We start from the raw sequence: 19,672 nt of genomic DNA, 5'->3' as shown, positions 1-19,672 counted from the left end.
ATACCTAAACCCCCCGTCCATGCAAATGGCCGGGGGGTTTTACTTTGCGGGGGCACATCCTTCAGCCTCCCCACTTCCTGCCCGAGATCACCACGCATTGTCTTTCATTTAACTTAACAGCACTGTGCCGCGCAGCATAGAATGAATGCGATAAGGCTTTTGAAAAAGGAGGTGAGTGATGCGGGCCATATCGTTTTCGCTTGTGATGATATTGTGGTTGGTAGCTTGTGGTCAGCAGAAGCCCTCGCTGCCACCCCTACCAAAGACGCCAGCCGATACGCGTTTATTCGATATGCAGCGTGAAGAGTTGCAACGTGCAAAAGGAGTGGAGAAAACCCTACAACAGCAAAGCCAGGCACAGCAGCAGGCTGTAGACCAGCAAAGTCAGTGACGCAAACCTAGGTGGGTTCCCCAACTGAAGTCCTGGAATTTGTTTCCAGTAGCAGGCGGCGCAGTACTTCTCCGGCCAGCATTAAACCGAAAAGCGCGGGCATGTAACTAATAGTGCCATTGATGGCACGCGGTCGCCCAGGCCCATCTACCGGCTGAGGTGGCAATGGCGCACTTGGTGCTTCGTCTGAAAATACAGTTAAAACGCCTTTCCTGATGCCATGACGCTGCAGCCGTTTACGCATGATACGAGCCAGCGGGCACATCTCTGTCTGGCTGATATCCGCCAGCTTGACTCTGGAGGGGTCGAGACGGTTGCCTGCCCCCATGCTGGAGGCAACCGGCAAGCCACGCTGTAAACTGCTTTGTACCAAGGCAACCTTGCAATTCAGGGAGTCAATGCAGTCAATGACGTAATCCACCGTCTGTGGCACAAATTCAGTGATATTGTCAGGAGTGAGGAAAACACGGTGAATACTCAGTTGGCAGGCGGGGTTGATATCCAGGATGCGTGCTTGCATCAATTCAGCCTTGGATTGACCAACCGTGGATAACAGCGCAGGTAACTGGCGGTTGATATTGCTGGTGGCGACAAGGTCATGGTCCACCAGTGTGAGCTTACCCACGCCTGCACGGGCAAGTGCCTCTGCACAATAAGAGCCAACACCGCCTAATCCCGCAACAAAAATGTGTTTGCCAGCCAGCAGTTGTAAACCGGCATCGCCCAGCAGGATATGGGAACGCTCGAATTGCGGAGATATCGTCATTGATCCACTTGGCTATGTGATATTGCTGCATTGTCACGCTGATATAACCACTTGATAATGAAAGGTGGCACCACTGTGGTCAATGCGATGACTATCAGCAATGCGGCATAGATCTGGCCGTCCAAGATGCCATTGGCGAAGCCCAATTGGGCGAAAATCAAGCCAACTTCACCACGCGGGATCATGGATAGACCGATCACCATTTGCTGCAGGCGCGGCTCCTTGATCAGGAAACCACCAACCAGCTTGCCTGCGACCGCGACAATCAATAAAGAGCCCGATAACGCCCAGACAAAAGAGGAGGACCAGTCCACCTGTTTAAGATTGAGCGAGACGCCGACCATCAGAAAAAACAGCGGTGTGAAAGTATGGATCAATGGGCGCATCTGCTTCTCCAGCTTGTGAGAGAGTTCCGGGCTGGGAGCGAAAATGCGATTGAAATGAGCGGAAAAAGGGATATGCAGCCGTTTGGCGATGGAAACGCGAAAGTGTTGGCTGATGGCGATACCCGCAGCAAAACCACCCATGATTTCAGGTGCTCCAATGGCGTGTGCAAGATAACTGAATAGCATGATCAGGCTGAGTGCCATGGTTAGCAATAATCCTGGAGAACTGCTGCGCTGGTCGAAATGGTCGATGATGTAAGCCATAAATTTCGCTGCGAATGGCGACAGCACCATGAACAGGACAATATAGGCGCCGACTTTTGCGGTCGAAACCAGTGACATTTCTCCGGAAATGGCAAACTGATACAGGAAGGCGAGCAGGATGACGCCAACGATATCATCCAATACAGCCGCCCCGATCACGATTTGGGCTTCATCGCTATGACGGCGCTGCAGATCGGTTAGCACGCGTACGGTAATGCCGATACTGGTGGCCGTTAAAGTGCCGCCAATGAACATGCTGGTTAGTACCGACATGCCGAACATCTGATGACTCACCAGATAGCCAAGGCCAAATGGAAACACGACGCCAGCGACGGCCACGATGATAGGTTTTGAACCCGCCTTGGCGAGGCGAAAAACGTCGGTATCCATGCCCACTTCAAACAGCAGCAAAATGATGCCGATTTCTGCTAGCAGCTTCATGGTGGCGTCCGGGCTGATCAAGCCGAATACGGACGGGCCAATGATAATGCCGGCAGCGAGCTCGCCGATGACGGCTGGTACGCCAATGCGTACCGCCAGTTCGGATAGGAACCGCGCTGCCAGTAATAAAATGGACAGCGTCAGAAAGAAATTATGTGCTTCCATGGTGCAAAATTCCTTCCGGCGAGAGTGACAAGATGGTCAGGGCGTTATGTGTCGTCATACGTATGACAGTATCCAGCGTATCGCCACGCAGATCGGCCAGTACTGTGGCAATGTGCGGGAGTTGCTCGGGACTATTGCGTTGTTGCTGCAGCCATGCAGGCGACATGTCCGGTGCATCAGTTTCCAGCACGATATCTTCCAGCGCCAGCTCGGCTGCCAGACGGCGTAAATTCGAAGCCCGAGTATATGTCATGGCGCCACCCAAGCCCAGTTTGAAGCCGATTCGAATAAACGCATCCGCTTGCTGGCGACTACCGCTGTATGCATGGGCAATGCCGCGCCGAATACCAAAGCGGCGTAACTGTTTCACTACCTGGTCGTTGGCACGGCGACTATGCAGTAATACTGGCAGCTCGAAATCGCGGGCAATTTTGAGTTGTTCGGTGAAGTAGTACTCCTGCTTGGTCGCATCCAGACCCGGTACGAAGAAATCCAGTCCGATTTCGCCTATCGCAACAGGGCGGTGCTGCTCAATTGTGGTGCGCAGTAAATCGAGATGTTCAGGCATGTGGGCGTGAATGTACATCGGATGCAGCCCCAGCGCGGGGATGCAGCCAGGATAACGCTGGCTGATTGATAGTACTGCGCCGAAACTGGCGTGCTGCACCGCCGGCGTCACAATGAGTTTTACACCGGCAGCGCGAGCCCGCATTACAACTGTGTCACGATCCGCATCGAACTCGGCAGCATCCAGATGGCAGTGAGTGTCGATGACCATGTGTTGCCTTTATGTGAATGTATAGCCATCTATGAGAATAACAGACGGATTATTCAATCCACTTGTGGTTTTGTGGAATCAACCCCGGTGCTAATAAATAAAGGTGGCGCAGTGCCATCCTTGGCTTGGCCGGGGTAGATGGTCATGTGAGGGAAAGGTATCTCTATAGCATGTTGATCGAAAACGTGTTTCAAGCGGCGTAAATACTCGCGTCGCACCCCCCACTGTCCCAGCGGCTGCACTTTGAAACGGCAACGGATTGTTACCGCAGAATCACCCCACTGGTCGACCCCGGCCATTTCCATGTCGTCAAGAATAATTGGCCCGAAAGTTTCGTCTTTGCGTAAAATTGCGCCAGTCTGGAGCATCAACTCCATTACCTCGTCGGTGTTTTCCCGGTAAGCGACGCCAACATTGATAACCGCGTAGGCGAATTCCCTGCTCATATTGGTTACTGTGGTAATCACGCTATTGGGTATGAAGTGTACGTTGCCATCGTAATCACGCATCTTGATATAGCGCAGCGTGACTTCTTCCACCAGACCAGCCTTGCCGCCTGCTTCGACCACATCGCCCTGGCGTACCTGGTTTTCCAGGAGCAGGAAGATACCATTGAAGTAATCCTTGATCAGGCTCTGCGCGGCGAACCCGACGGCTAGGCCGAGTACACCTGCAGTCGCCAGGATAGGCGCGATGGAAACACCCATCTCGCTCAAAATCACCATGCCCGCGACCACATAGATGACTACTGATGAAGTGTAGCGAAATACACGGCCCAGTGTTTCAATGCGCTTGAGGTCCTCCAGATTACTACCGGTATGATTGATGGAGTAAGTCTTCAACAGGCGAATGGCTCTAGCCGACAAGCGCAGTAATATCCAGGCCAGAATGATAATGAGCAGGATATGCAGAGCTGATTGGGACAAATGTAATAATTCTTTCAAATCAGTTACGCTGTCCAGTTTGATCAGTGCTTCCATTGTTGTCATATCTTGACCATATTGGGATAGAGTGAATTATTCCGAGGCGATTTTGGCTGCCAAGGCGATATTGTAAAATTCAGGAAACGAGCAGAGCATTGGTCGCCATTGGCGATTCCTCTGGAACACATTATCGAATCCCTTCCTGTGCGTTCGTTTGCGTCATATCTTCAGCCAACGGTTCGAGGCCACTGCCTTCATCCTTGAGATCGAGGGTCTCGACCAATGTGGTGAGTTGTTTTCCCAGGCCTTCCAGTATTGCATCAGGTAATGCATTAAGCGCTTCCATCAGTACGCCTTGCGCTGGCCGCGGTGCGCGCTGCATGACATCAAGCCCCGCTGGTGTGAGATAAAGCCGCACTACACGATGATCCGATCCTCCTCGCTCGCGGTGCAATAAATCTTTTTTTTCCAGTTTGTCGAGCAAATTGCTGGCGGTGGATTGGTGAATGGCCATGGCTCTGGACAGGTCGCTGACCCTGAGCCCGGGTGAAACCAGGAGTTCCCACATTACCCACAACTGGGCTGAGCTGACCTGACACTGTTTCTCGACCCATCCGGAATGTTTTTGGACAGATCTGAATACTACGCGAAACAGCATCAACACGTCCTTTGCCTCAAATTTGACGCGTGTTGGGATAGAAGCCGATGTGTCCAGGCCGGATAAAATATGCTCCTCAATCTGTTCTTTCTGTTTCATTTGTACAAATTATATTTGTGCAAAACTATATAAGCAAACTGGGGCGAATCAGTGTGTTGTCTGGCAGGCTATTTCTACCTCCAGGTCGAACCTGATGACGGAGATTGGGGCTGGGTATGACGGTATAGCCAACCACGCCGTGTGGCCAGCTTCTCCAGTTCAACCCCCCAGAAGACGATAGTAGAGAGAACCAGGCAGAGCAACAGTTCCGGGAGGCTGAGCGGCTGTGTTTTGAATATGTGATTGAGTACGGGGATATACAGGGTGGCCATTTGCAACAGAAAAGTTAAGGTGACTGCGGCGAGCAGTAAGGGATTGGAGAATAAGCCAATGGAAAACAGGGATGCACGCTCAGAACGCACGGCGAGTACATGACCGAGCTGGGACAGGGTGAGTACGGTAAACACCATGCTTTGCCAGTGGGCTGAACCGGTGTGATAAGCCCAGGCTTGAGTGAGCAGCGTGGTTCCACCCATTAATAATCCCACCCACAAAATATGCTGCCACATACCGTGCGCGAAAATGCTCTCGGCGGGCGGGTGCGGTGGACGCTGCATCACACCATGCTCCGCTGGCTCTTTGGCCAAGGCGAGGCCGGGCAGGCCATCAGTAACCAGGTTGATCCATAAAATGTGAATGGGTAGAAGCGGAATCGGTAGTCCCAGAAATGGCGCGAGAAAAATGACCCATATCTCCCCCGAATTGCTGGTCATCGTGTATTTGATGAATTTGCGAATGTTGTCGAAGATGCGCCGGCCTTCACGTATCGCATGAACAATAGTGGCGAAATTATCATCCAGGAGCACCATATGTGCTGCCTCGCGTGCCACGTCAGTGCCACCTCGTCCCATTGCCACACCGATGTCAGCCCGGCGCAATGCAGGTGCATCGTTGACACCGTCTCCAGTCATGGCGACAAAATCGCCCAGGGCTTGCAAGGCTTTCACAATGCGAATTTTCTGTGCCGGGTCGACGCGCGCATAAACCCGCACGCCCTTCACTTTTTCAGCGAACGCGGTGTTAGAAAGCGCAGTGAGTTCAACGCCTGTCATGACTACCGCATCATCTTCGATAATGGCCAGTCGTTTGGCAATAGCGCGGGCAGTGGCTGGGTGATCGCCGGTAATCATTATCGGTGTGATACCCGCCGATTTGCATTCCGCTACAGCTTGCCTGGCTTCGCGTCGCGGTGGATCCATCAGCCCGATGAAGCCGAGAAAAACCAGTTCCTGCTCAACGTCATCAAGTATTTCCGGATGGCTGTCGAAGCGACGGAAGGCGACGGCCAGGACACGCAGGCCTTCTGATGCCATGGTGTCGGCAATGGTTAATAGCGTTGCGGGTTGCATCGCAACTTCACCGCTGCCGGTCAGTTGTCGTGTGCAGCGCGCCAGCAGTGACTCCGGCGCGCCCTTGCAGTAAGCGATCACCGCGTCACCGTCTTGATGTAGCGTGGTCATCAGCTTGCGTTCGGAATCAAAAGGCAGTTCTGCCACGCGCTTGTACTGCCGCTCCAGGTTGATCTTGTTCACGCCGGCGTGTTCGGCCGCCTCCAGCAGCGCTACTTCGGTGGGGTCGCCGCTGGCATGGCCAGCTTTGGTGTAGTGAGCGTCGTTGCATAATGCCAGCGCCCGATAGAGATTGACCCAGGGAGCTGGTGATTCGCCCAGCGGCGGCTGGTACACGCCGTCGGCGTAGAATGCCTCAGCATGCATGCGGTTCTGGGTTAGGGTGCCGGTTTTGTCGGAGCAGATGATGGTGATGGAACCCAGGGTTTCCACCGCCGGCAGGCGCCGGATCAATGCATGCTGTTTCACCAGGCGATAGGCGCCCAGGGCGAGCGAAATGGTCACGACTGCAGGCAGCGCTTCGGGAATGGCGGCCACCGCAAGACTCACGGCAGTCAGGAACATCAGTACCGCCGCTTCACCACGTAAAATACCGGCGACAAAAATGATCAGGCAGATGGTCAGTACCGCAATGGCCAGGCGGCTTCCAAAACGCGCCAGGCGTTTTTGCAACGGCGTTTTTACTTCTTCTTCGCTGGCCAGCAGGGTGGCAATTTTTCCCAGCTCGGTGGCAAACCCGGTAGCCACCACTATTCCAGTGCCGCGTCCGTAGCTCACCACGGTGCCCTTGTAGGCCATGTTATGCCGGTCTGAGAGAGGTAATTCCGGCCCTGTCAATGGCTTGGCGGTTTTCTCCGCTGCCTGGGATTCGCCGGTCAGGGCCGCCTCCATCATCTTGAGTTGAGCCGCTTCCAGCAGGCGCAAATCAGCCGGTACCAGGTTGCCCGCTTCCAGCAGTACGATGTCGCCTGGCACCAGTTCGGCGGAGGAGATTTCCGATAGCTGCCCATCACGCCGTACCCGGGTGGTAGACGCGGCTAATTTTTTCAAGGCGGTCATGGCTTTTTCTGCCCGGTATTCCTGGGTGAAACCGATGATGGCATTGAGCAGGATGATGACTGCGATGGCGATGGTGTCCTCGGGATCGCCGATCACGCCGGTGATGATGGCAGCGGCTAGCAGCACCAGGATCATGAAGTCAGCAAATTGGTCGAAGAAAATGCGCCATGCCGGACGTCTTCTGGCTTCGGGCAGCATATTGGGGCCGTGGCGATGCAAACGGGAATTTGCCTCGGTCGCAGTCAGGCCGTGCCCTGCATCAACCGCCAATCGGTGTGCTGTTTCCTCGACAGAAAAGGTGTGCCATGAGGAAGTCTGTTGGGTGTTATTCGCCATGAATGAACATTACATAGGAATTGAGCAGATAGACACTGAACAGGAACAGGCTAACCCATCCTACGCCTTTGAACAGACGGCCGGGCGGGCGATAGAGCATCCGACAATGGCGATGCCCGTCATGGGGGGCGTCTCAGAAAACGGACAATAAAGCACGCCAAGGCTACATGCTGTGAACATTCAAGCGCCGCAGTACGGCCTTTTCCGCTTCCACTGCGAGGAACTTGCCAAGCCCCAACGTGAGGATGATCAGCCAGGAGACAGCATCCAGCGCTGCGGTCTGGAACAACTGTTGCATCGGCGGGGCATAGGTGAACAGGAGCTGGAAAGCGATCAGCAGTACGCTCATCCGGAAGGCCACCGGATTGCCGGTAAGAATGTCCCGGGTGAAGGCGTGAGCGGTGAAGTGGCGTACATTGAATAGGTACACCAGTTCGCCGACGACCAGCATGTTCACCGCCGCCGTGCGCGCCACATCGATGCTGCTGCCGCGCGTGAGTTCCCATTCGAATACGGCAAAGGTCACCCCGATCATCAACAAGCTGACGTAGGCGATGCGGAAGGCCAGTAGCCGCGTGATCAAGGGTTCCGATGGGCGGCGTGGCGGGCGGCGCATAACGCCCGGCTCGGCTGGCTCGAAGGCCAGAGCCAACGACAGCGTTACCGCCGTGACCGTGTTCACCCACAGAATCTGGCCGGCAGTGACCGGCAGCGCCAGTCCGGCAAACACCGCCAGCATGATCACACCGGCCTCGCCGCTGTTGGTCGGAAGCATGAAGAGCAGTGACTTCTTGATATTGTCGAATACGATGCGGCCCTCGCGCACGGCCCGTGCGATGGTCGCGAAATTGTCATCGGTAAGCACCAGATCGGCGGCCTCACGGGCAGCATCCGTCCCCTTTTGTCCCATGGCCACGCCGATGTTGGCCGCCTTGAGCGCCGGCGCATCATTGACACCGTCGCCGGTCATGGCGACCAGCTCACCCTGAGCCTGCAAAGCTGCTACCAGGCGCAGCTTGTGCTCGGGGCTGGCGCGGGCGAATACATCGGTTTCGAGGCTGGCGCGCCCAAGGGCTACGGCATCCATCGTCTGAACTGCTTCACCTGTGAGAGCGCGATCAGCCCGAAGCCCGAGTTGCCGTCCGATGGCCGCCGCCGTGACGACATGGTCACCGGTGATCATCTTGACACGCAGTCCGGCGCGTTGGCATTCGGCCACCGCTGCGATGGCCTCCTCCCGTGGCGGATCGATAAGACCAGTCAGTCCCAGCAAGGTGAAGCGCCGGGTGATGTCGGTCATGGAAAGTGCCGTCGTGCCGGCAGGCATCTCGCAGCGCGCCAGCGCCAATACACGCTGTCCGGCGCTGGCGGCGGCTTCCATGCTCGCTTCCCAGGCGCTGCGATCGAGTGGTTGGCCGGTGGCATCCTGCACGCACAGATCGAGCACGCGCTCCGGTGCGCCCTTGAGCAACACGAAGGCGTGTCCCGCATGATCGTGATGTAATGTAGCCATGAAACGGTGTTCCGACTCGAAAGGAATTTCATCAATCCGGGGCATTGCCGCAGCAGTTTCGAGAGGATCAAGCCTGGCCTTGTGGGCAAGCGTCAGCAGAGCCCCTTCGGTAGGGTCGCCCACGAGCTGCCAGCCGGTTGCTTCATCGTGCTTAAGCTGAGCATCGTTGCACAGCAAGGCACAACGGGCCAGCCCTTGCAGCTCGTCATCCTGCACAAAGTCCACAGCCACCCCGTTGCGATGGAAGCCGCCCTCGGGCGCATAGCCGGTACCGCTTACTTCCAGAGTGTGGCTGGGTAGCATGACACGCACGGCGGTCATTTCATTTTTGGTGAGCGTGCCAGTCTTGTCCGAGCAGATCACGGTAACGGAGCCCAGCGTCTCCACGGCCGGTAACCGCCGAATGACGGCGTTATTACGGGCCATGACGCGGGTGCCGATGGCCAGCACGATGGTCACGACAGCCGGCAATCCCTCGGGGATGGCCGCTACCGCCAATCCGACGACCGCCAGAAAGATGTCGAGAACCGGCATCTGGCGCATGAAATGCCCGTAAAGAAACGTGATCAGCCCCGCTGTCAGAATGAACAGCGTGATCTGGCGGGCGAATTGATCGAGCCTGCGGGTGAGCGGCGTGACCAGCATCTGCACCTCGCCGACCAGCTTGCCGATGTGACCCATCTCGGTTGCTTCGCCCGTGCCGACCACCACACCATGCGCCTGGCCGAAGCTGACCACTGTGCCGGCATAGGCCATGCAGGTACGATCACCGATAGACGCGTCCCCGTCCGCCGGTTCCGTACCCTTGTCCACCGGAACCGACTCGCCGGTGAGGGCGGCTTCGTTGACGCGCAAGTTCTTCACGCGCACCAGACGCAGGTCGGCCGGTACTCGGGCACCTGACTCCAGCAGCACGATATCGCCCGGCACCAGCAGCGCGGCGTCGATCTCGTGCCGCTCACCCTCGCGCAGTACCGTGGCGTGACTGGCCAGCATCGCGCTCACTGCTTCCAGCGCTTTCTCCGCCTTGCCTTCCTGAATGAAACCGATCATAGCGTTGATGAGCACTACACCCACTATTATCCCCGTATCCACGTAGTCCTTAAGCCCAAACGTGATGGCACCGGCAACCAGCAGCACATAGATCAAGGGGTTGTGGAATTGCAGAGCCAAGCGCAGCCAGGGGCCGCGCCGCTTTGATGCCGGCAGGCTGTTGCGGCCGTATTGTTCAAGACGCCGTGCGGCCTCCTCGCAGCTTAGACCAGTGCTGGCCGTGACGGACAGTGTGTGCAACGCCTCGTCCAGTGGCTGGGCGTGCCAAGCAGGCGATTCATCGGATGCTAAAGGGTGTGCTGGGATCACTATCTTTGCATCAGCCACAGGGGAATTTCTCATCGTAGTAATCCCTCACAGATATTTGAATTCCAAGGCGGCAACCATGGTGGGTAACAACACCAGCAGAATGGCGAGGTTGAATACGCAGCTGCCCGGTACGTCGCCGATGGCGATATTCGGTGCGTGTGCCACAGTAACTGCGCTGATGCCGGTAGCCAGTTCCGGCAAAGACGTGACGCTGACCAGCATCACCAGTCCTACCCAGGTGCCGCCCAGACCGGTCTTGTCGGCAATAATGTCGCCGTAGCGCGATAATTTGGTGCCGGCATAGCCAATCAATGCCATGCATACAAAAAATTTCAGCCAGACCATGGTGCGTACCCGGTTTCGAGCAATTGCTGGATCAGTTTGCGTACAGGCGTCGGGATGGCTGTCTGTAGGGCATCTTCCGGTGTCAGCCAGCGTTGCCCGGCTTGTTCCATCACACCATGATGAATGCGCGCCACATCCAGTAACTGGGGTGCGATGCGCAAGCTGAAATGCGTGAAGCTGTGCTTAAGCTCAGGCAGGTTCCCGGTTATCACCGTTTCCACGCCGAAGCGGGTACGGCAATGTGCTGCGATGTCGGTATTCATGCCTGCTTCAGGCAGGCTCCACAGGCCGCCCCAGATGCCGATGGACGGGCGTTTTTCCAGCAGAATTTCGCCTGCGTGACGCAGGATGAGCATGCGTGTGGTTTTTTGCGGGGTGACCTTTCTGGGACGTGGTGTGGGTAAAACGGCCACCTGATTTGTAGCGCGTGCGATACAGCTGGCGCTGACCGGGCAGCTGCCACAAGCCACGCGAGAACGTGTGCATACCGTGGCACCCAGATCCATCTGCGCCTGGATATAGGTCGCCACGCTGTGGGTGGGCAGCAGCGATTCTGCCAGTTGCCACAAGGCGGTTTCCACTTTTTTTTCGCCGGGATGACCGGTGATACCAAAATGGCGCGTCAGGACACGCTTTACGTTGCCGTCGAGAATGGCAACGCGCCTGCCGAAGGCAAACGCCGCAATGGCATGTGCGGTGGAACGGCCGACGCCGGGTAATGCAACAATATCTTCGACGCGCTCGGGGAATATGCCGCCATGCTGCTCTCGCACCTGCTGCGCTGCGGCATGCAGGTTGCGTCCGCGGGAATAATAGCCAAGCCCGCTCCATAGCTCGAGCACTTCATCCTGAGAAGCCTCGGCAAGCCGGGCAAGGTCGGGAAATCGTTCCAGGAAACGCCGATAATACGGAATCACCGTGCCGACCTGGGTCTGCTGCAGCATGATTTCTGACAGCCAGATGCGATAGGCATCATGCGTACCCTGCCATGGCAAATGATGGCGGCCGTGCGTTTGTTGCCAGCGGATCAGATGCTGCGCGAAGTCGGACATGGCGTCGTGCGAGTTTTCCATCAAAGTGTATGCAGTGCCATCGGGTATTACAAGTGCAGTCTCGAGTCGAAGTCGGGTTCGATTGTAGTGCACTCAAACAAAGCGTCCTAGTTCAAGCAGCTATTGCCTGGTACCAGTATGTGTCTGACCGCACAGACAGCGAGACAGCACACCCATATCATGGCTGTAATCAATCTGGCTCAAACTATCAATTCTATCGTCGGCCTCAGCTCTCATGCTGTTTTTTCAGTCTTCCCGCGCTTGCGGCTCCTGATATTTTAAAAATCCGGATGAAAAAAGTGTGAGCGGACGCAGATGCGCCAATCACTTGGGTCAGCTGTCAGAATCGCATGCGAAATTCATGACTTTAATTGGTGGCATCCTTTGCTTAGTGCAAATTATCCTATATGGTTAAAAGGTATACAGGCAACGAAGGTATGAAAATGTCATCGTCTACCAATCTTCCTGAAGCAGCACTTCTTCCCGCTACTTTACTCACTGAACAGGATATCTATCTGTTTAAACAGGGTAGCCATTTTCGTTTGTACGAAAAGCTGGGCCCGCACACCATGTCCGTGGATGGCGTACAAGGCATCTGGTTCGCTGTTTGGGCGCCTAATGCTTCTGTCGTTGCGGTGATCGGCGAATTCAACCATTGGGATGCGGGGCTCAATGCCCTGCAGCTTCGCAATGACGGTTCCGGTATTTGGGAAGGATTTATCGCCAATGTGCCGGACGGCGCAAGTTATAAATACCGGATCGTTTCCAGTAACGGCAAGATGGCAGACAAGGGTGACCCCTTCGCGCCATTCTGGGAAGCACCGCCGCTTACTGCTTCCCGGGTGTGGAATCTGGATTATGCTTGGGGTGATGCCGCCTGGATGGCGCAACGGGGTGAAAAAAACCGTCTGGATTCACCCACCAGCATTTACGAAGTGCACCTCGGTTCCTGGCGCCGTGTGCCGGAGGATGGGAATCGCTCCCTCACGTATCGTGAAATGGCAGAGTGGTTGCCGAATTATGTCGCTGACATGAATTTTACCCATGTGGAATTCATGCCCATAACGGAGCATCCTTTCTATGGTTCATGGGGCTACCAGACTACGGGTTATTTCGCGCCCACAGCGCGTTATGGCACGCCGCAGGATTTCATGTTTCTGGTGGATACATTGCACCAGCATGGCATCGGCGTCATTCTCGACTGGGTACCCTCGCATTTCCCTGACGATGCGCATGGCCTGGGACATTTCGACGGTACCTTTCTGTTTGAACATGCGGACCCGCGCCAAGGGTATCACCCGGACTGGCATAGCTCGATTTTCAATTACGGCCGCCATGAAGTGCGCGCATTTCTTGCCAGCAGTGCCCTGTTCTGGCTGGATAAATATCATATCGATGGATTGCGTGTGGACGCCGTGGCATCGATGCTTTACCTGGATTACGGTCGCAAGGAAGGTGAATGGATTCCCAACCAATTTGGTGGTCGTGAAAATCTGGACGCGGTGACTTTTTTGCGCGATCTGAATGCCGCTGTGTACCGCGATTACCCTGATACCCAGACCTTCGCAGAAGAATCCACCTCCTGGCCGATGGTATCGCGTCCCACCTATGCTGGCGGCTTGGGGTTCGGACAGAAATGGAATATGGGCTGGATGCACGACACGCTCGCCTATTTTTCCCAGGATCCGGTTCACCGGAAATACCATCACTCGCAGCTTATTTTCAGCATCTGGTACGCCTTCTCCGAGAACTTCATTTTACCTTTTTCGCACGATGAAGTGGTGCATGGAAAGGGCGCGCTTATTGGCAAAATGCCGGGAGACGAATGGCAGCAATTTGCCAATCTGCGCGTAATGTATGGCTATATGTGGGGGCATCCGGGCAAGAAGCTGTTGTTCATGGGTTGCGAATTCGGTCAGAAACGCGAATGGCAGCACGAGGAGAGCCTGGAGTGGTCAGTGTTGCAATATCCGCATCACGCAGGTTTGCAGCGCTGGGTTGAGGATATCAACCATTTCTACCGGAACGAACCCGCGTTGTATCAGAAAGACTTTAGCCCGGATGGTTTCCAATGGATGGATTGCAACGATGGGGAGAATAGCGTGCTGAGTTTTGTGCGCCATGGAAATGACCCCGGCGATATGCTCCTGGTGGTGTGTAATTTCACACCGGTCGTGCGCGAAAACTATCTGGTTGGCGTACCCGCCAACGGATATTGGCAAGAGGTGCTCAACAGCGATGCCGAGTTATACGGTGGCAGCGGGGTGGGTAATTTCGGTGGCTGGGAAGCGGCGCCGGTAGCGGCGGGGGAAATGTACCATTCTTTGACGCTGCGTCTGCCACCCCTGGGCGTGCTGTACTTCAAACGGGGAAGTAATAATCCGTGACAGACTTCGCCAAACTGGATGGCGGGCAGCGTGTCGTCATCGAAAACGTACAGCCGCAAATCGATGGCGGGCGTTTTCCCGTCAAGCGCGTGATCGGCCAGTCTGTAGACGTTGAGGCAGATGCCTTCGCCGATGGGCATGATGCGCTGAGATGTGTACTGCGTTACCGCCACGACTCGGAAACAGGCTGGCACGAAATTTCCATGGTATCGATTGGTAACGATCGCTGGGGTGCCGCGTTCCCGATCAGCGAACTGGGCCGGTATTTATATACGGTGACCGCCTGGGTTGATCATTTCCTTTCCTGGCAGCATGAATTGGCGCGTCGTACCGATGCAGCAAATATCGCCGTGGCGCTGCAGGTCGGCGCAAAATTGATTGACGAGGCTGCGCAACGTGCAAGCGGTGATGATCAAGTGCAGCTGCAGCGTCATGCGGAAAAAATGGGCTCGGCCAGTCCAGCCACCGGTAAGCAGCTGGCGATGGCCGAAGTGCTGATGAGCCTGATGGCTCGGCATCCGGAGCGCAGTATGGCCACGCATTACCCGATCGAATTGGTCGTTCGGGCCGAGCGTGTCAAAGCCTTGTACAGTACATGGTACGAGCTATTCCCGCGCTCTTGCGTGGGCGAAGACATGCGCCACGGGACTTTTTCAGAATGCGAAAAACGGCTACTCGCTGTGGCGGAAATGGGTTTCGATGTAGTGTACTTGCCACCCATTCACCCCATCGGTATGACCAGCCGCAAGGGCCCGAATAATACTTTGCTGGCAAGCGAAGCTGATCCGGGCAGCCCCTGGGCGATTGGTGCCGCGGATGGTGGCCACAAAGCCGTTCATGCGCAATTGGGCACGCTTGAGAATTTTCGCAGCCTGGTGGCGAAAGCGCGCGAACTGGGTCTCGATATTGCGCTGGATATTGCCTTCCAGTGTTCACCCGACCATCCATACGTGAAAGAGCATCCGGAATGGTTTCGTCACCGGCCCGATGGCAGTATCCAGTATGCCGAGAATCCGCCCAAGAAATACGAGGATATTTACCCGTTCAATTTCGAAACCGATACCTGGAGCGGGCTATGGCAGGAACTGCTGGATGTGTTCCGGTTCTGGATCAGCCAGGGAGTGAGCATATTCCGGGTCGACAATCCGCACACCAAACCGTTTCCGTTTTGGGAATGGCTGATTGGTGAGGTGCAGCGCGATCATCCTGAAACAATTTTTCTGGCGGAGGCGTTTACCCGTCCGAAAATGATTTACCGTCTTGCCAAACTCGGCTTCAGCCAGTCCTATAACTATTTCCCGTGGCGCAACACGAAAAGCGAAATCGAGGCTTATTTCACCGAACTTACCCGCACTGAAGTGCGCGAATATTTCCGTCCCAATCTGTGGCCGAATACGCCCGACATCCTTTCCGAGTATTTGCAGTTTGGCGGCCGCCCTGCATTCATGGTGCGTCTGGTCCTTGCTGCGACGCTGGGCGCAAGTTACGGCATTTACGGACCGGCCTATGAATTGATGGAAGCGGCACCGCGCGATGCAGGCGGAGAAGAGTATCTCAATTCAGAAAAATACCAGGTGCGGCATTGGGATATCGGCCGTGCCGACAGCCTGAAGGATTTTATTGCGCGGGTGAATCGTATCCGCCGGGAAAGCCCTGCATTGCAACAGGATCACAGCCTGCGGTTTTTTGATGTCGACAACGATAGTCTGCTCTGTTACGCAAAAGCAACACTGGATAACAAGGAGGTCATTCTGGTGGTCGCCAACCTGGATCCGCATCATACCCAGTCCGGGTGGTTGACGTTGCCGATGGAAGAATTGGGGCTGGATGCGCAACATCCTTACCAGGTGCACGACCTGCTGACGGATGCGCGCTTTTTATGGAATGGTGCGCGCAACTATGTTGAAGTGAAACCACAGGCGGTCCCAGCGCATATTTTCAGGTTGCGTCGTCGGGTACGTACCGAACGTGACTTTGACTACTTTCTATAGAGATATCCATGAGCGAAACGCTACCCGGCAACAGAAAAAAAACGCCTGTAGACAACAGCCAATGGATGAACGATCCGCTTTGGTATAAAGACGCAGTTATTTACGAGCTCCACGTCAAAGCTTTTTTTGACAGCAATGACAACGGCATGGGCGATTTTGCCGGATTGATCAAGAAGCTCGATTATCTCCAGAATCTGGGCGTGAACACGCTTTGGCTGTTACCTTTCTACCCCTCGCCGATGCGCGACGATGGGTATGACATCGCCGATTATCACAACATCCACTCCGAATACGGCTCCATGGCCGATTTCAAGCAATTCGTGAAAGAAGCTCACCGGCGCGGTCTCAAGGTGATTACCGAGCTGGTCATCAACCACACCTCGGATCAGCATCCCTGGTTTCAGGCAGCACGTCGCGCGCCGGCTGGTTCGAGCAAGCGCAACTTCTATGTCTGGAGCGATAGCAACCTGAAATTCCCCGAAACACGCATCATTTTTACCGATGCGGAAAAATCAAACTGGACCTGGGATGAGGAAGCGAAGGCTTATTACTGGCATCGTTTTTTTTATCATCAGCCGGATCTGAATCACAACAATCCGCAGGTGGTGAAGGCGGTGATCAAGTTGATGCGTTTCTGGCTGGACCAAGGTGTGGACGGCGTGCGTCTGGATGCGATCCCCTACCTGTGCGTGCGCGAGGGCACACAAAACGAAAATTTGCCGGAAACGCACGCGGTGATCAAGCAAATGCGTGCGGTGATTGATGAGCATTACAAAAATCGCGTGTTTCTCGCCGAAGCCAATCAGTGGCCGGAAGATGTGCGTGATTATTTCGGCGAGGGTGATGAATGTCACATGGCTTACCATTTTCCGTTGATGCCGCGCATGTACATGGCTATCGCGCAGGAAGATCGCCATCCGATCGTGGAGATCATGCGCCAGACGCCGGATATTCCCGAGACCTGCCAATGGTCCATTTTTTTGCGCAATCACGACGAGCTGACTCTGGAGATGGTCACCGATAAGGAACGTGATTACATGTACCAGATGTATGCCAACGATCCGCGTGCGCGCGTGAATGTAGGCATCCGTCGCAGGCTTGCGCCACTGATGGACAATGAGGCGGATAAAATCCGCCTGATGAACGGTTTGCTACTGTCGATGCCCGGCTCACCGATCATCTATTACGGCGACGAGATCGGCATGGGGGACAATTTCTTTCTGGGCGACCGCAATGGGGTGCGCACGCCCATGCAGTGGAGCCCGGATCGCAATGCGGGTTTTTCCCATGCCGATCCACAACGTTTATATCTGCCGCCTATCATGGACTCTGTGTATGGTTACGAGGCCGTCAATGTGGAGGCGCAATTACGCGAACGCGCATCACTGCTGAACTGGATGCAGCGGGTACTGGCGGTGCGCAAGAATCATCAGGCCTTTGGGCGTGGCACGCTGGTTTTTTTGCGTCCAGGCAATCGCAAGATATTGGCTTATTTCAGAATATACGAAGACGACATCATCCTTTGCGTATCCAATCTGTCGCGTGCGGCACAGCCTGTTGAGCTTGATCTGTCCGCCTACAAGGGATACGTGCCGGTGGAGTTGATGGGGCGCGCGGCTTTCCCGCCGATTGGTGAGTTACCCTATTTTCTCACCTTGCCTGGCCACAATTTCTACTGGTTCCGGCTGACCAGCGGTGAGCATATGCCTGCCTGGCACGAGGAACACTTGCCACCCGATGAATTACCGATGCTGGTGTTGTTTGACGGCTGGCGCAGTTTCTTCCGTGACCGTGTCGTACCCTGGCGCATAGCCATGGCTGAGAAAGTGCGCAGCCATCTTGAAGAAGACGTGCTTCCGCATTTCGTAGCGGCCCAACGCTGGTATGGGGTTAAGGGTGAAGCGGTAAAACGTGTCGCCCTGAGCGATCATGCCGAATGGGGTGGTGGCGATAGCAAATGGCTGATATCCATATTCCGGATCGAGACGGCAGCCGGTTCCACGCAGACCTGCTTTTTGCCGCTTGCGCTTGCCTGGGAAAACGGCAGCGAGGAGCGCTTGCGCGCGATGCAGCCAGTCGCTGTGGCCAAAGTACGTCAGCAGGCACGGGTCGGAATCCTGGCCGACGCGTTTGCCGATGAACTGTTTTGTCACAAGCTGGTGCAGTCTATTGGTGCGGGAGATACGTTGACATGTGAACAAGGCAATATTCGTTTTATACCGACCGCAGTCTTCTCCGCGCTCGCCTGGGCCGACGCTACCATCCTGTCCGTACGAGCACCCGGCATGCAGGGCAGTAATACGGCTGTGGTGTTGGGTGAGCAGTTGTTTTTGAAAGGCTACCGGTATTTGCAAGCGGGGATTAATCCGGAACTTGAAATGGGCCGTTTCCTTACCGAAGTGGCGAAGTTCCCTAATATCGTTCCGGTGGCCGGAGCGGTGGAGTATGTTGCCAATGATGGTAATGCCATGACATTAGCCCTGCTGCAGGGATATGTCGAAAATCAGGGCGATTTCTGGAACTACACGGTAGGTTATCTGGAACGTTTTCTCGAAGAATGCTGCGCTACTGCCGACAATGCCGGCACTCCCGAGCCGCCGGAACAGGCACATGGTTCCTATCTGGTTCTGATTCGCACGCTCGGCCAGCGGACGGGTGAGCTGCATAAGGCGCTGGCAACGGCAACCGGCGATCCCGCCTTCGATCCGGAACCTGCGGTCGAAGCAGATTTCGTTACGTGGAATCAGCGCGTGCGTACCGGGATGGAGTCGACGCTGGATAACCTGACGCGACATCAGGACGCGCTGCCGGAATCGGTGCGAACCACGGCGCGGGCATTGCTTGGACAGCGCGATGCCATTGCGCAACGTATCCAGGCTTGTGCCAGGGCATCGACGCAGGCAATCAAAATACGTTATCACGGTGATTACCATCTTGGGCAGGTGTTGCTCACCCAGAATGATTTTATGTTCATTGATTTCGAAGGTGAGCCTGCGCGTCCACTCGCGGAACGTAATCAGAAACACTCACCCTTGAAGGACGTGGCCGGCATGTTGCGTTCATTCAATTATGCAGCCTATGCAGCACTCGCACAGGTTGGCGCTGAGCGCCCCGATAACTTTGCCACGCTCGAACCTTATGTGCGGGCATGGGAGGCTGAAGCTGCACGAGTATTTCTCGAGGCTTACCAGGAAGCGGTTCGCGACGCGAATCTGTACGCAAATCCGCAATCACTGCGCAGCTTGCTTGGCCTGTTTCTGTTGGAAAAGGCGTTTTATGAACTGCGCTATGAGCTGGATCACCGCCCGGATTGGGTGAGCATTCCGCTGCATGGCATTTTGGAGCTGTTGGACAGGCCGCTGCATGCCGCACAAGAAGCTTAGCTTGGCCGGTTGGATGGTTTTTAG

13 protein-coding genes are annotated in these 19,672 nt (G+C 55.4%); 4 read left to right on the top strand and 9 right to left on the bottom strand.

Annotated elements, in window-relative coordinates:
- Window positions 1–178: 178 nt before the first annotated feature.
- Window positions 179–391 carry a hypothetical protein gene (locus ACYCZJ_RS04635; protein ID WP_461553047.1) on the top strand — a complete coding sequence of 71 codons (213 nt, stop codon included), beginning with the start codon at window positions 179–181 and terminating at the stop codon, window positions 389–391.
- 7 nt (window positions 392–398) lie between these two features.
- Here ACYCZJ_RS04635 and ACYCZJ_RS04630 read toward each other — a convergent pair whose 3' ends face one another.
- The 9 genes from ACYCZJ_RS04630 to mutY all read right to left on the bottom strand — a co-directional run bounded on the left by ACYCZJ_RS04630 (window position 399) and on the right by mutY (window position 11,908).
- Window positions 399–1,157: a tRNA threonylcarbamoyladenosine dehydratase gene (locus tag ACYCZJ_RS04630; RefSeq protein ID WP_461553046.1), complete on the bottom strand. Its 759-nt coding sequence runs from the start codon at window positions 1,155–1,157 to the stop codon at window positions 399–401.
- Complete coding sequence (locus ACYCZJ_RS04625; RefSeq protein ID WP_461553045.1) at window positions 1,154–2,413, bottom strand: cation:proton antiporter; 1,260 nt, start codon at window positions 2,411–2,413, stop codon at window positions 1,154–1,156. Before ACYCZJ_RS04625 ends, ACYCZJ_RS04630 begins: the two co-directional genes overlap by 4 nt.
- Window positions 2,400–3,191 (bottom strand): TatD family hydrolase, encoded by a 792-nt coding sequence (locus tag ACYCZJ_RS04620; protein WP_461553044.1) that lies wholly within the window; start codon window positions 3,189–3,191, stop codon window positions 2,400–2,402. Before ACYCZJ_RS04620 ends, ACYCZJ_RS04625 begins: the two co-directional genes overlap by 14 nt.
- Before the next feature lie 53 nt (window positions 3,192–3,244).
- Window positions 3,245–4,180, bottom strand: coding sequence for a mechanosensitive ion channel family protein (locus ACYCZJ_RS04615; RefSeq protein ID WP_461553043.1), 936 nt, complete (start codon window positions 4,178–4,180; stop codon window positions 3,245–3,247).
- A gap of 121 nt (window positions 4,181–4,301) precedes the next feature.
- The gene (locus tag ACYCZJ_RS04610; protein ID WP_461553042.1) at window positions 4,302–4,871 is read right to left on the bottom strand and encodes a MarR family winged helix-turn-helix transcriptional regulator; all 570 of its coding nucleotides are present in this window, start codon (window positions 4,869–4,871) and stop codon (window positions 4,302–4,304) included.
- Window positions 4,872–4,945: 74 nt separating this feature from the next.
- The gene (locus ACYCZJ_RS04605; protein WP_461553041.1) at window positions 4,946–7,615 is read right to left on the bottom strand and encodes a cation-translocating P-type ATPase; all 2,670 of its coding nucleotides are present in this window, start codon (window positions 7,613–7,615) and stop codon (window positions 4,946–4,948) included.
- A 163-nt stretch (window positions 7,616–7,778) separates the two neighbouring features.
- Entirely contained in the window at window positions 7,779–10,523 is a 2,745-nt protein-coding gene (locus ACYCZJ_RS04600; protein WP_461553040.1) for a cation-transporting P-type ATPase, read from the bottom strand.
- Window positions 10,524–10,535: 12 nt separating this feature from the next.
- Entirely contained in the window at window positions 10,536–10,835 is a 300-nt protein-coding gene (locus ACYCZJ_RS04595) for a hypothetical protein (protein WP_461553039.1), read from the bottom strand.
- Window positions 10,823–11,908: an A/G-specific adenine glycosylase gene (gene mutY / locus ACYCZJ_RS04590; protein WP_461553038.1), complete on the bottom strand. Its 1,086-nt coding sequence runs from the start codon at window positions 11,906–11,908 to the stop codon at window positions 10,823–10,825. The genes ACYCZJ_RS04595 and mutY overlap by 13 nt, the downstream gene beginning before the upstream one ends.
- 422 nt (window positions 11,909–12,330) lie before the next feature.
- Here mutY and glgB point away from each other — a divergent pair, with 422 nt between their 5' ends.
- The 3 genes from glgB to treS are packed head-to-tail and all read left to right on the top strand — an operon-like array spanning window position 12,331 to window position 19,648.
- Window positions 12,331–14,274, top strand: coding sequence for a 1,4-alpha-glucan branching protein GlgB (glgB, locus tag ACYCZJ_RS04585; RefSeq protein WP_461553037.1), 1,944 nt, complete (start codon window positions 12,331–12,333; stop codon window positions 14,272–14,274).
- The gene (locus ACYCZJ_RS04580; protein WP_461553036.1) at window positions 14,271–16,265 is read left to right on the top strand and encodes an alpha-1,4-glucan--maltose-1-phosphate maltosyltransferase; all 1,995 of its coding nucleotides are present in this window, start codon (window positions 14,271–14,273) and stop codon (window positions 16,263–16,265) included. Before glgB ends, ACYCZJ_RS04580 begins: the two co-directional genes overlap by 4 nt.
- A gap of 8 nt (window positions 16,266–16,273) precedes the next feature.
- Window positions 16,274–19,648 carry a maltose alpha-D-glucosyltransferase gene (gene treS / locus ACYCZJ_RS04575; protein WP_461553035.1) on the top strand — a complete coding sequence of 1,125 codons (3,375 nt, stop codon included), beginning with the start codon at window positions 16,274–16,276 and terminating at the stop codon, window positions 19,646–19,648.
- The last annotated feature ends 24 nt before the right edge of the window (window positions 19,649–19,672 follow it).

Source organism: Sulfuriferula sp., from assembly GCF_054605375.1.
This window is presented reverse-complemented; position numbering and strand designations above follow the sequence as displayed.

Coding starts and splice junctions, on each gene's coding strand:
- ACYCZJ_RS04635 (WP_461553047.1), top strand. CDS start 179: ATGCGGGCCATATCGTTTTCGCTTGTGATGATATTGTGGTTGGTAGCT.
- ACYCZJ_RS04630 (WP_461553046.1), bottom strand. CDS start 1,157: ATGACGATATCTCCGCAATTCGAGCGTTCCCATATCCTGCTGGGCGAT.
- ACYCZJ_RS04625 (WP_461553045.1), bottom strand. CDS start 2,413: ATGGAAGCACATAATTTCTTTCTGACGCTGTCCATTTTATTACTGGCA.
- ACYCZJ_RS04620 (WP_461553044.1), bottom strand. CDS start 3,191: ATGGTCATCGACACTCACTGCCATCTGGATGCTGCCGAGTTCGATGCG.
- ACYCZJ_RS04615 (WP_461553043.1), bottom strand. CDS start 4,180: ATGACAACAATGGAAGCACTGATCAAACTGGACAGCGTAACTGATTTG.
- ACYCZJ_RS04610 (WP_461553042.1), bottom strand. CDS start 4,871: ATGAAACAGAAAGAACAGATTGAGGAGCATATTTTATCCGGCCTGGAC.
- ACYCZJ_RS04605 (WP_461553041.1), bottom strand. CDS start 7,615: ATGGCGAATAACACCCAACAGACTTCCTCATGGCACACCTTTTCTGTC.
- ACYCZJ_RS04600 (WP_461553040.1), bottom strand. CDS start 10,523: ATGAGAAATTCCCCTGTGGCTGATGCAAAGATAGTGATCCCAGCACAC.
- ACYCZJ_RS04595 (WP_461553039.1), bottom strand. CDS start 10,835: ATGGTCTGGCTGAAATTTTTTGTATGCATGGCATTGATTGGCTATGCC.
- mutY (WP_461553038.1), bottom strand. CDS start 11,908: ATGGAAAACTCGCACGACGCCATGTCCGACTTCGCGCAGCATCTGATC.
- glgB (WP_461553037.1), top strand. CDS start 12,331: ATGTCATCGTCTACCAATCTTCCTGAAGCAGCACTTCTTCCCGCTACT.
- treS (WP_461553035.1), top strand. CDS start 16,274: ATGAGCGAAACGCTACCCGGCAACAGAAAAAAAACGCCTGTAGACAAC.